This is a genomic window from Klebsiella sp. (assembly GCF_027492335.1).
Lineage (GTDB): Bacteria > Pseudomonadota > Gammaproteobacteria > Enterobacterales > Enterobacteriaceae > Klebsiella > Klebsiella huaxiensis.
The window spans coordinates 14,042-26,663 of record NZ_JAPUEW010000057.1; the positions used below are offsets into that span (position 1 = coordinate 14,042).

Annotated in this window: 10 protein-coding genes; 5 read left to right on the forward strand and 5 right to left on the reverse strand. The window is 55.6% G+C overall.

What is annotated here, in order from left to right:
* Window positions 1-2: 2 nt before the first annotated feature.
* Genes QVF11_RS17545 through QVF11_RS17555 form a run of 3 tightly spaced genes read left to right on the forward strand, consistent with a single transcriptional unit; the run spans window position 3 to window position 3,209 of the window.
* Entirely contained in the window at window positions 3-827 is an 825-nt protein-coding gene (locus QVF11_RS17545) for a phosphodiesterase (RefSeq protein ID WP_112216285.1), read from the forward strand.
* A gap of 5 nt (window positions 828-832) precedes the next feature.
* Window positions 833-1,906, forward strand: a complete 1,074-nt coding sequence (locus QVF11_RS17550) for an ABC transporter ATP-binding protein (protein WP_287858464.1) — start codon at window positions 833-835, stop codon at window positions 1,904-1,906.
* Entirely contained in the window at window positions 1,899-3,209 is a 1,311-nt protein-coding gene (locus QVF11_RS17555; RefSeq protein WP_142512853.1) for an ABC transporter substrate-binding protein, read from the forward strand. Before QVF11_RS17550 ends, QVF11_RS17555 begins: the two co-directional genes overlap by 8 nt.
* A 155-nt stretch (window positions 3,210-3,364) precedes the next feature.
* On the opposite strand, the gene iolE is transcribed toward QVF11_RS17555, so the two are convergent.
* The 4 genes from iolE to iolD are packed head-to-tail and all read right to left on the reverse strand — an operon-like array spanning window position 3,365 to window position 8,218.
* A complete protein-coding gene (gene iolE / locus QVF11_RS17560) occupies window positions 3,365-4,264 on the reverse strand; it encodes a myo-inosose-2 dehydratase (protein ID WP_139541034.1) in 900 nt (299 codons plus the stop codon).
* Window positions 4,265-4,289: 25 nt separating this feature from the next.
* Window positions 4,290-5,174, reverse strand: a complete 885-nt coding sequence (locus QVF11_RS17565; protein WP_287858467.1) for a sugar phosphate isomerase/epimerase family protein — start codon at window positions 5,172-5,174, stop codon at window positions 4,290-4,292.
* A 41-nt stretch (window positions 5,175-5,215) separates the two neighbouring features.
* Entirely contained in the window at window positions 5,216-6,229 is a 1,014-nt protein-coding gene (gene iolG / locus QVF11_RS17570) for a bifunctional inositol 2-dehydrogenase/D-chiro-inositol 1-dehydrogenase (RefSeq protein WP_112216280.1), read from the reverse strand.
* A 48-nt stretch (window positions 6,230-6,277) separates the two neighbouring features.
* A complete protein-coding gene (gene iolD / locus QVF11_RS17575) occupies window positions 6,278-8,218 on the reverse strand; it encodes a 3D-(3,5/4)-trihydroxycyclohexane-1,2-dione acylhydrolase (decyclizing) (RefSeq protein WP_287858468.1) in 1,941 nt (646 codons plus the stop codon).
* Window positions 8,219-8,743: 525 nt separating this feature from the next.
* Here iolD and QVF11_RS17580 point away from each other — a divergent pair.
* Both QVF11_RS17580 and QVF11_RS17585 read left to right on the forward strand, forming a co-directional pair.
* A complete protein-coding gene (locus tag QVF11_RS17580; RefSeq protein WP_112216278.1) occupies window positions 8,744-10,657 on the forward strand; it encodes a bifunctional 5-dehydro-2-deoxygluconokinase/5-dehydro-2-deoxyphosphogluconate aldolase in 1,914 nt (637 codons plus the stop codon).
* A gap of 151 nt (window positions 10,658-10,808) precedes the next feature.
* Window positions 10,809-11,666: a MurR/RpiR family transcriptional regulator gene (locus tag QVF11_RS17585; protein WP_110276618.1), complete on the forward strand. Its 858-nt coding sequence runs from the start codon at window positions 10,809-10,811 to the stop codon at window positions 11,664-11,666.
* 144 nt (window positions 11,667-11,810) lie between these two features.
* Here the strand turns inward: QVF11_RS17585 and iolB are convergent, their stop codons facing one another.
* Window positions 11,811-12,620, reverse strand: a complete 810-nt coding sequence (iolB, locus tag QVF11_RS17590) for a 5-deoxy-glucuronate isomerase (protein WP_112216277.1) — start codon at window positions 12,618-12,620, stop codon at window positions 11,811-11,813.
* Between the last annotated feature and the right edge of the window lie 2 nt (window positions 12,621-12,622).

Consider the following 12,622-nt stretch of genomic DNA (forward strand, 5'->3'; position numbering starts at 1 on the left):
TCATGCTGTTAGCGCAAATTTCCGATACCCATTTCCGCAGTCACGGCCAGAAGTTATACGGCTTTATTGACGTTAACGCCGCCAACGCCGACGTGGTTTCCCAGCTTAATGCCCTGCAGGAGCGCCCGGATGCGGTGGTGGTGAGCGGTGATATCGTCAACTGCGGCCGCCCGGAAGAGTACCAGGCCGCTCGCCAGATCCTCGGCAGCCTGAACTATCCGCTGTATCTCATTCCCGGAAATCACGACGATAAAGCGCTGTTTCTGGAATACCTGCAGCCGCTGTGCCCACAGCTCGGCACCGACGCGCAAAACATGCATTACGTGGTAGACGATTTTACCACTCGCCTGCTGTTTATTGACTCCAGCCGGGCGGGAACGTCGAAAGGCTGGCTGACCGACGAAACCATCAAGTGGCTGGAAGCCCAGCTGTTCGATGGCGGCGATAAACCGGCGACGGTATTTATGCATCATCCACCGCTGCCGCTGGGCAACGCGCAGATGGACCCTATCGCCTGCGAAAACGGCCACCGTCTGTTGGGGCTGGTTGAACGCTTCCCGTCGTTGACGCGCATTTTCTGCGGCCATAACCATAGCCTGACCATGACGCAGTATCGCCAGGCCATCATCTCCACCATTCCGGGAACCGTCCACCAGGTGCCCTATTTTCATGAAGACACCCGTCCGTATTACGACCTCTCCCCGGCGTCGTGCCTGATGCATCGCCAGGTGGGCGAGCAGTGGGTGAGCTATCAGCATCCGCTGACCCACTACGCCGGACCGTGGATGTACGACGAAAATATCAGCTGCCCAACGGAAGATCGCTAATCGCCATGCTTAGTCTGCAAAACATCAGTAAACAGTTTGACGGTAAACCGGCCCTCAGCGCCCTGTCACTGGATATTCACGACGGGGAATTCGTGGTGCTGGTAGGCCCGTCTGGCTGCGGTAAAAGCACGCTGTTGCGTCTGCTTGCCGGACTGGAACCGGTCAGTGAGGGGGAGATCTGGCTGCATGATGAGAACATCACCGAAATGTCGCCCAGAGAGCGCAATTTCGCGATGATCTTCCAGAACTATGCCCTGTTTCCGCATCTGTCGGTACGCGACAACATCACCTTCGGCATGAAGGTGCGCAAAGAGGAGAAAACCAGCTGGCAGCCGCGAGTGGATAAAGTCGCACAGATGCTGCAACTGGATAGCTTGCTGGAGCGCAAACCGGCGAAACTTTCCGGCGGCCAGCGGCAGCGGGTGGCGATGGCGCGCGCGATAGTGCGCAATCCGCGCCTGTTCCTGATGGATGAGCCGCTCTCCAACCTCGATGCCCGCCTGCGCAGCGAAGTACGCGACAGCATTATGGACCTCCACCAACAGCTCAAAACCAGCACCGTCTATGTGACTCACGACCAGACGGAAGCGATGTCGATGGCCGACCGCATTGTGGTGATGAACGGCGGCCACGTGCAGCAGGTCGGGCGACCAGAGTATCTCTACGCTAACCCAGCCAACCTGTTTGTTGCCGGATTTATCGGCTCCCCGGCGATGAATCTGCTCTCACTGCCCTGCGCTGACGGCGAGGTACTGCTCGGCGAACAGCGTCATCCGCTGCCGCCGCGCTACCGCAAAGAGTCCCAGGTATGGTTAGGCATTCGTCCGGAACATATCAGCGATCGTGTGGAGGAGAGCCATTTGCGCCTGCCTGCCACCGTGCTGCAACGAGAACTGATGGGAGCGGATTATCTGCTCCATGTCAGCACCCCCATCGGCACTTTACGCTTTAGCCGCCGCCATCGCGGCGCGGTGCCGGAGAAAGGCGATTCGCTGCTCCTCGACTTTTCACCCGGCGATATTCATCTTTTTCATGCTGAGAAACAGCATAATTTACTCCAGGAGATTGACCATGTTTAGGCCCTTGGCGACCATCACCGTCAGCCTTAGTCTCGCCCTGAGCGGCGCGGCGCTGGCGAAAGAGAAGATCGATTTCATGTTTCCAGCGCCGGTAGACGGCAAGCTGACCATGGAGATGACCCGCGTTATTAAAGAATTCAACGAGTCGCAGCAGGATGTCGAAGTGCGCGGGATCTTTACCGGCAACTATGACACCACCAAGATCAAAGCCGAATCCGCGCAGAAGGCCGGGCAACCGCCTGCGCTGGTGATTATGTCCGCCAACTTCACCACCGATCTGGCGCTGAAGGATGAGATCCTGCCGATGGACGAACTGTTCCAGTATGGCGATCAAAAAGCGGGAGATTTTCTGGTGAAGGAGTTCTGGCCTGCGATGCATAAAAATGCCCAGGTCATGGGCACCACCTATGCGATCCCTTTCCATAACTCGACGCCGATCCTCTATTACAACAAAACGATGTTCGATCAGGCCGGGATCAAACAGCCGCCACAAACCTGGGCCGAGCTGCTGGCTGACGCCAAAAAGCTGACCGACGAGAGTAAAGGCCAGTGGGGGATCATGCTGCCGTCGACTAACGATGATTACGGCGGCTGGATCTTCTCGGCGCTGGTGCGCGCCAACGGCGGGAAATACTTTAACGAGGACTATCCGGGCGAAGTGTACTACAACACGCCGACCACTATCGGCGCCCTGCGCTTCTGGCAGAATCTGGTTTATAAAGACAAAGTGATGCCTTCCGGCGTGCTGAATTCGAAACAGATCAGTGCCAGTTTCTTCTCCGGCAAAGTCGGGATGGCGATGCTGAGCACCGGCGCGCTGGGCTTTATGCGCGAGAACAGCAAAGATTTTGAGCTGGGTGTGGCGATGCTACCGGCCAAAGAGCAGCGGGCGGTGCCAATCGGCGGTGCCAGCCTGGTGAGCTTCAAGGGCATCAACGACGCGCAGAAGAAAGCAGCGTATCAGTTCCTGACATATCTGGTTAGTCCGCAGGTCAACGGTGCCTGGAGCCGCTTTACTGGCTACTTCTCACCGCGCAAGGCCGCCTACGATACGCCGGAAATGAAGGCTTATTTGCAGCAGGATCCGCGCGCGGCTATCGCCCTCGAGCAGCTGAAATATGCCCATCCGTGGTACTCCACCTGGGAGACCGTCGCCGTACGTAAAGCGATGGAAAACCAGCTGGCCGCGGCGGTAAACGATGCAAAAGTCACCCCGGAAGCTGCAGTCCAGGCGGCGCAGAAAGAGGCTGATGCGCTGATGAAGCCATATGTGGATAAGACCGCGCTAGCGGAAGTGAAGTAAGTCTTTCCCCTCACCCTCTCCCCGATGGGGGAGAGGGGACCGTTCAGCGCAGCTTATTCGTCTCAGCGCGATTGGGCAATTTACGAAAGGATTCAGGATGTGAGACAGGAAAAAAAGCAGGCCATACGAGGTATGGCCTGTAAGTGAAACAACGATTAGATTCCTGCCGTTTCGCGAATATATTTACGTGCTTTTACTGCGTATTCGAATGGGTTAGCCAGCGCCGGGTCCTGCTCGGCCTCAACCACCATCCAGCCTTTGTAGCCATGCTCATCCAGCAGTTTGAACACCGGACGGAAATCAATGACGCCATCGCCCGGAACGGTGAAGGTGCCTTTCTTCACGCCATCAAGGAAAGAGAGCCCTTCGCGGCGCACCTGCTCAATCACCGGCGGACGCACATCTTTCAAGTGCACGTGGTTAATGCGCGGCAGATATTTTTTCAGGATCGCCAGCATCGGCTCCTCGCCGCCTTCGGAATACCAGGCGTGGCCGGTGTCGTACAGCAGGAAGACTTTGTCATCCACCAGCGACATAAACTTGTCGATCTCTTCTGTCGTCTGGATGCCGGTGCCCATATGGTGGTGCAGGCAGACCTGCATGCCTTTTTCTGCCGCCAGGCGACCAAGCGTGTTGTAGCCTTCCGCAACCTGTTGCCACTCTTGTTCGCTAAAGCACGGTTTCGCATTGCCAAGAATCGGTTTTTCCAGACCCTGGATGCTGCCGCTCTGCTCAGAACAGCCAATCACTTTTGCGCCCATCGCATGAAGGAAATTCATGTGATTGACGAATTCATCAATGGTTTTTTCCCGCTGCCCATTGGCAAAAAAGGTACTAAACCAGGCGTTGCAAATCTGAATGCCGCGGATATCCAGCATCGGCTTCAGAACCGCCGGATCGCGTGGATATTTGCTGCCAACTTCACTACCGGTAAAGCCTGCCAGCGCCATTTCGCTGACGATTTGCTGGAAAGTATTTTCGCTGCCCAGCTCCGGCATGTCGTCGTTAGTCCAACCAATCGGGGCGATAGCCAGTTTCACATTATCTTTGTTCATAGTAGGGGGCTCCTGCCGCTACGCCTTATCGGCGCAGCAATTCACGTTCGATGAGTTCACGGGTTTCCACTGCCTGGTATTTCATTTTTTCCGGGTAGCCGAACAGCGAGGTAGCCACAATCGGCTCACCGCCAACCTTGAAGGTCTGCTCGGCAAATTTCATGTCGCGCAAGGTACGGAACAGCGCGTCGAAATCGACATCCCCTTCCCCGACGCCCACATGCTGGTGAACGACGGCATCCACTCCCGGCGGATTAACGATATAGCGGCAATGTTTTGTATGGTTGCGGGTATCAGCAATCAGCACATGAGAAAGATCGCTTCCCGCGTAGCGCAGCATCTTCTCAACGTCACCCACACCTTTGTCATAGAAGAAGGTATGCGGAACGCTGTAGACGTACTTAACGTTATCGCTACGGAATGACTTCACAATATCGACGGTTTCGTTGTTCTCTTCGCAGAAGTCCCACGGATGCGCCTGGATTTCAACGCGGATACCTTCGCGTTCAAAAATCGGCAGCAGCTCTTCCATGGAGCGATAGAACATCTCATCGCAAATCTCTGGCTGATTAGGATCGCCGGAGAACTCGGTGTTGATCACCTGTACACCCATTTCAACCGCAATTTCGATCAGTCGTTTCCAGTTTTTCACTGCCGCCTGACGGCGCAGCTCATCCGGACCGGACCAGCGATAAACGCAGATAAATGAAGAGAGTTCCACGCTGGTTTCACGCAGCGCCTGCTTGTACTCAGCCATAATCTCCCGGCTGGCACGCGGGTGCTTGTAAAACGGGTTGATTTGCGGATGCGGCGATTGCTCAATGTACTTGTAGCCCCACTCCGCCACCTGGTGGACCATACGGGTGACCCCGAGGTCTTTAATTACATCAACATCAAAGGCAATTTTCATCGTCGTTACCTGTGCAAAGAAATTCCGTCAGCAAAGCGTGCTTAGTTTTTGTAGAACGCCGGGCACTCCGGTAGCGTCACTTTTATCGGTTCACTGGTACCCTGTGCCTTGATGCAGGCGTCGGCGGCAACGGATGCAGCATAGCCATCCCAGGCCGATGGGCCGTGCAGCTGACCTGCCTGAACATCGTTGATGAAAGCTTGCAATTCAACGTCATACGCTTTAATAAAGCGGTCTTTCCAGTCGACCAGAATGGCGGTCGACAGGTTAGCGGATTTACGCATCTGCACCGCTGACGGCTCAGGCAGGCGAGCAATACCGGTTTCCCCCACCACTTCACACTGGATGTCGTAGCCGTACTGGCAGTTCACAAACACTTCAACATCGATCAGAGTGCCTTTCTTGGTTTCGAACGACACAATCTGCGGATCTTTCAGGCGCGCATGAGTGTGTGAGGTCGAGCGCGGGAAGCGCACCTGCACCGAAAGATAATCATCGTCCAGCAGCCAGCGCAGAACGTCCAGCTCGTGAATAAGGGTGTTGGTGATCGCCATATCGGTGGTGTAGTTCTCGCCCACTGACTGGTTGCGGTGCGCACAGCGCAGCATCAGCGGCGCGCCGATATCACCGTCATCGATCACTTTTTTCAGCGCCAGATAGCCTTCGTCATACGGGCGCATAAACCCAACCTGCACCAGACGACGACCGGCTTTCATTTCCGCATCAACAATACGACGGCAGCCTTCCGCGCTCATCGCCAGCGGCTTCTCGCAGAATACTGGCTTACCGGCGGCGATAGCGGCCAGGGTGTATTCTTCGTGGGTTGGGTCCCAGGAAGTGACCAGGATGGCATCCACGTTGCTGGCCTTAATCACGTCATGACCGTCGGCATACACTTCTGCATGTACGCCCGGCAGCGCAACCGCGGCCCGCGCGTTCTCTTCGTTGATATCCGAAACCGCTACCACCGTAGCGCCCTGTAATACCTGAGTGCAGCGGCGGATATGTTCTTTACCGATAGCGCCGGCACCGATGACACCTAATTTGAGTGACATAGTTGGTTTTCTCCCGAGATTTGTAGGGTTCAGGGTTTGTGTTCTGTTTTAGTAATCCCGCGCCTGAGCGCGTTTTTCATTAATCATTTCAGCTACTTTGCGGATCCGCTCGGACAGTGCCGACTGCGCGACGCCGACGTTCCACCAGCTGCCGTATTTGTGCACCATGGTTTTCGGTAGCACTTTAATGTCGATCAGGGTGCTGACGGTTTCGCGGCGCGCGGCATCCAGCGCATGGCGTAGCTCATCGAGCGTCGTGACGCGCCAGGTTTTGCAGCCGTAGCCGGAAGCGACGGTGGCGAAATCTACCGGTACCAGGCCGCCCTGCAGCTGGCCAGACTCGGCGCAGCGGAAGCGGAACTCGGTGCCGAAGCTATCCATTCCGTGCTCCATTTGCAGATTGTTAATGCAGCCGTTAGCCATGTTATCGAGCAGCACGATGTTGATCTTCGCGCGCTCCTGCAGGGAGGTCACCAGCTCGGAGTGCAGCATCATGAACGAGCCGTCGCCGACCAGTGAATAGACCTCACTTTGCGGCTGGGCTAACTTCACGCCTAGCGCGGCGCTGACTTCATAGCCCATGCAGGAGTAGCCGTATTCCACGTGATAAGTGTTGGTCGCCCGGTTACGCCAGACGCGCTGCAGGTCTCCCGGCAGGCTTCCCGCTGCCGCCACAATCACTGCATCCGCCGGTAGCGTTTCATTTAACACGCCGAGAACGCTGCTTTGCGTCAGAGTTGAGTCGGTTATCTGGCGGAATTCGCGATACACCGATTCACGATCCAGATGGTCGTCAATTTCCGGTACAAAAGATTTTTCCTGCCACACCGCCTGGTAAACGCGCTGAGTCTCTTTCAGCTGGCGGCTCTGTACGCTTTCGATCTGCTCGCCCCATGCGGCCTGCCAGGTGTCGCTGGACAGAGCGTCATCCAGGGCTTCAAGGGCTTCACGAGCATCCGCCAGCATCGGAATACCATCGAGCTTCCAGGCATCGAAGTTGCTGACGTTAATATTGAGGAAGCGCACGCCCGGATGCTGGAAAATCCATTTCGACGAGGTGGTGAAATCGCTGAAACGCGTGCCGAGGCCAATCACTAAATCCGCCTCTTTCGCCAGCAGGTTCGCCGCCAGGCAGCCGGTTTCACCGACGCCGCCAACGTTAAATGGATGCGAAGAGACCACGCTGCCCTTCCCGGCCTGAGTTTCAGCAAATGGAACGCCATAACGCTCGGCAAAACGGGTCAACGCCTCGCCTGCACCGGAGTATTTCACCCCGCCGCCGCAGACGATCAGCGGTTTACGGCTGGCTTTAATCGCCGCAACCGCATCCGCCAACTGCGCGGCGCTGGCCGGGCGACGGTCAAGACGATGTACGCGACGGGTAAAGAAGGACTCTGGATAATCCCAGGCTTCGCCCTGGACATCCTGCGGCAGACACAGGGTAACAGCCCCCGTTTCCGCCGGGTCGGTCAGCACGCGCATCGCGCTCACGCAGGCACTCATCAGCTGTTCCGGACGAGTAATACGATCCCAGTACTTGCTCACCGCACGAAACGCATCATTGGTGGTAATGCTCAGGTCATGACTCTGCTCGATCTGCTGTAAAACGGGATCCGGTTGACGAGTAGCAAACACATCGCCAGGCAGCAGCAGCAGAGGGATACGGTTGGCGGTGGCGGTTGCAGCGGCGGTAATCATGTTCGCTGCGCCAGGGCCGATGGAAGAGGTGCAGGCAATAATCTGACGGCGCAGAGACTGTCTGGCAAAACCGGTCGCGGCATGTGCCATTCCTTGCTCGTTACGCCCTTGATAGACCTGCATTTCACCGCTGTCTTGTTCCAGAGCTTGACCCAGCCCCAGAACGTTGCCGTGGCCAAAGATAGCAAAGATGCCTTTTACGAATTTATGCTCTTCGCCATCCACTTCCAGGTACTGGTTATCCAGGAACTTCACCAGCGCCTGCGCCATTGTCAGTCTCAGTTTGCCCATGTTGCCCAATCCTTATTGTTCAGTATTTGCGTGTGGGTTCGCGTTTGCCCTGCACAGCGATACAAGCGATGAGTCAGGGAAATCGTTAACGTCACTGGAATACTTTTGGATTATAGGCAAACATTTTTTTCATTAAATAGAAATACAGAAAAAATATTTCATTTTGCGAGAAGGATCAAACTCTCTATGCATTTCACCCGTTTCATTGGCATCTTGCATACGGGATGACGCTCAATTTACGAGGTTTTTCCTTTGATATCCCCTTAAAAATCATAGGTAAAGAAAGATACTGCACTCACCTCTGTTCTATTTTCAGTCACCGTGCAGGATCTTAGACAGAATGAGGCTCAGCGCGGCATAGTGGTATATCCCTCACATTTTTGGTTTTTTAATTTCGATCTAGTTTGCAAATGAAATATTTATTTCTCAAACTAAGGGGAACCAATAACCCTCAGGCTGTTTTCGGAGACGCTGTCGGCATTCCGACTCTTCCGTACAGCAGAAATGCAAAAGGAAACCCTAGCTATGAATGCAGCAGTAAAGCGACTCGATGTCATCTGTATTGGCCGGGTGGCAGTCGATCTCTATGCCCAGCAGATTGGCGCGAGGCTGGAAGATGTTGCCAGTTTTTCTAAATACCTGGGTGGCTCTTCCGGCAACGTCGCCTTCGGCACCGCCATTCAGGGATTAAAATCGGCGATGCTTGCCCGCGTGGGCGATGAACACAATGGCCGTTTTTTACGTGAAACGCTTAGCCGCGCTGGCGTCGATACGGAATACTTAATCACGGATAAGCAGCGCCTGACGGCGTTAGTGATGCTGGGGATTAAAGATCAGGAGACATTCCCGCTGATTTTTTACCGCGATAACTGCGCCGATATGGCTCTATCGCCAGAAGACATTAAAGAAGAGTACATCGCATCTTCCCGGGCTCTGGCGGTAACCGGCACTCACCTTTCACACGCCAACACGCGTGAAGCGGTACTGAAAGCGCTGGAATATGCCCGCCGTCACGGCCTGCGTACCGCACTGGATATCGACTATCGCCCGGTGCTCTGGGGGCTAACTTCTTTAGGCGATGGTGAAACGCGTTTCGTTGAGTCGGGCCAGGTGACCAGCCAGCTTCAGGAAGTACTGCATCTGTTCGATTTAGTCGTCGGTACAGAAGAAGAATTCCATATTGCTGGAGGCAGTACCGATACGCTGACCGCGTTGAAAAACGTGCGTAACGCCACGAAAGCAACGCTGGTTTGCAAACGCGGTCCGATGGGCTGCGTGGTTCTGGAAGGCGCCATTCCTGACAGCTGGGATAGCGTACCGCTACAGCAAGGCGTGCGTGTAGAAGTGCTTAACGTACTGGGTGCTGGCGATGCCTTTATGTCCGGTCTGCTGCGTGGCTGGCTTAATGATGAAGGCTGGGAGCAGGCCTGTCGCTACGCTAACGCCTGCGGCGCACTGGTCGTATCACGCCACGGCTGTGCGCCAGCGATGCCGACCAAAGTCGAGCTTGATGACTACCTGTCGCGGGCAGAATCGGTCCCGCGTCCGGATATCGACGACCGCCTTAACCATCTCCATCGCGTCACCAGCCGCCGTCAGGCGTGGCCGGAGCTGTGCATCTTCGCCTTTGACCACCGTAAGCAGTTGTCGGATCTCGCTCAGGAAACCGGGCGTAATGAATCCTGCATTCCACAGCTGAAGCTATTGCTCCTGGCGGCTGCGGAAAGCGCAGCCAAAGAAGCAGGTCTTGATGGACGCAGCGGTATTCTCGCCGATGGCACCTACGGTCAAAGCTCGCTGAATGCCATCACCGGCAAGGGATGGTGGATCGGTCGGCCGATCGAAATGCCGAGCTCGCGCCCGCTGCGTCTGGAGCACGGCAACATCGGTTCCCAGCTGATCGACTGGCCGCTGGAGCACGTGGTGAAATGCCTGGTCTTCTATCACCCGGCCGATCCGGCTGAGCTGCGCGCCGAGCAGGATGCGCTGCTGCTGGAAGTCTGGCAGGCATGCAACAAGTCCGGGCATGAGCTGCTGCTGGAAATCATACTGCCGGAGAACGGTCCGGATAAAGATGAACGCCATTACCACGATATGCTGGAGCACTTCTATCAGCTCGGCATTCAGCCGGACTGGTGGAAGCTGCCGCCGCTGTCGAGCGTTCAGTGGGAGAAAATCAGCAAGCTTATCGAACGTGAAGACCGCTGGTGCCGTGGGATCCTGATCCTCGGTCTGGATGCGCCATCAGATCGCCTGCGCGCCGGTTTTGCCGAAGCGGCGAAGCATCCGATGATCAAAGGCTTTGCCGTCGGTCGTACCATCTTTGGCCAGCCATCGCGCCGCTGGATGCAGGGAGAACTGAGTGACGAGGCGCTGATTGACGAAGTGAAACGCAACTATCTCACGCTCATCGGCTACTGGCGTGAAGCCCGCGGCTGATTCTAACCTGGCCCGCATCCTCTCCTGAAGATGCGGGCTTTTTTCTGGATCTTCGTGAAATGAATCGCGTATTTCACCGTAGTGAATGAAAAATTCGCTTCATTTGATACACTGGAAATTATATTCCTTTTATTTTCTCAGAGCGCAATCTATGGCCAATAATCCGACCCAACTTACCATCTTGCAGGATGAAATCAGGCGTCGCTACGACACGTTAAGCAAACGCCTGAAACAGGTAGCCCGTTATATTCTGGATAACAGCAATAGCGTGGCTTTTGACACCGTGGCCTCTATCGCGCAACAAGCTGACGTTCCTCCTTCAACGCTGATTCGCTTCGCTAACGCCTTTGGTTTCAGCGGCTTTAACGAAATGAAGCAGATGTTCAAGCAGCATCTGATGGAAGAAACAGCCAACTATACTGAGCGTGCCCGTCTGTTCCGCCAGACCACGACGGATGATTCTTCCCCGCCGGAAACGCCGACCGAAATCCTCAATATGTTCACGATGGTTAATACGCAGGCGCTACAGCAGCTGGCGATGCAGACCTCCGGTGACGATTTGCAGCGCGCGGTGGCATTGCTGGCGGAAGCGGAAAATATCTACGTTATCGGCCTGCGCCGTTCCTTTAGCGTCGCCTCCTATCTGACCTACGCGCTACGCCATCTGGATCGTAAAGCGTTTCTGATCGATGGCCTGGGCGGCATGTTCACCGAGCAGCTAAGCCTGGTAGGGCCGAAAGATGTGGTTGTCGCGGTGAGCTTCTCGCCTTACGCCCGTGAAGTGGTTGAGCTGGTTGAGCTGGGCGCTCAGCGTAAAGCCCGGCAGATAGCGATTACCGACAGTCAGGTCAGCCCGCTGGCAGCCTTTAGCGACGTGTGTTTCGTCGTACGCGAGGCGCAGGTTGACGGATTCCGTTCGCAGGTGGCATCACTGTGCCTGGCCCAGACGCTGGCGGTTTCTCTGGCGCTAAACAGCAGCAAAGATTCAGAAACGAAACAGCTGGCCTAGGCTTTTTGCCTTTTCCCGGGGGCGGCGCGCTGCGCCTGCCCGGGCTACCAAACCTCATTTTCACGGGCCGATAACAATGGCTAAATTTAAGGCCGGTTAGCATCGCTAACCGGCCTTTTTATCATCGACTATCCTCTACGGATATCAATCATGGCGAGGATACTCAGGGCTGTTGATCCATGCATGATCCTCCTCCCAGGTAAACAACCACTTGCGGTCCGGACCGGCCATGACGTTCAGATAATAGCTATCATAACCGGCAATCGCCGCTACCGGATGATAGCCACGTGGGACCATCACTACATCGTGGTTATAAGGCGCCATGCAGGCATCCAGGCTACGGTCATCGGTATAGACACGCTGGAACGCGAAGCCCTGCGGCGGATCGAAACGATGGTAGTAGGTTTCTTCCAGCTGGGTTTCCTGTCCCGGCAGTGCCGTATCGTGCTTATGCGAAGGCCATGAGCTGGTCGCGCCCTCATCGGTGTAAACCTCTACCACCAGCAGGCAGTCCGCCTGCACGTTATCCGGCAGAATGTTGTGCACCAGACGCTGGTTGCGCCCTTTGCCGCGATGTTCAACGCCCACATCCTGCGGGGAAATCACTCGAGCCGTAAGCGTTCCTTTCCCCGGCGCGCTGCATACCGCCAGCTCAAGGTCTGAATCGGCCGTCACTTCAACTTTATCCTGCGGCGGCACGTAGACCGACCAGGGCGGCGTTCGCTCAAACGGTGACATACGCTGACCAAGGTTCGGAAAATCGGCTTTCGTGGTTTTTACCGAAGCCAGTCCGGCAACCAGCACCAGGCACAGTTCACGATCGCCGCTTTCCAGGGTAACGGTTTGTCCTTTCTTTAACATCCAGACATCAAAGCCAATATATTTCCACCCCGCGCTCTGCGGGGTGATGTGCTGGATCTGCCCTTCTTGTTTTGCTTTAGCCAGTAAAGACATGG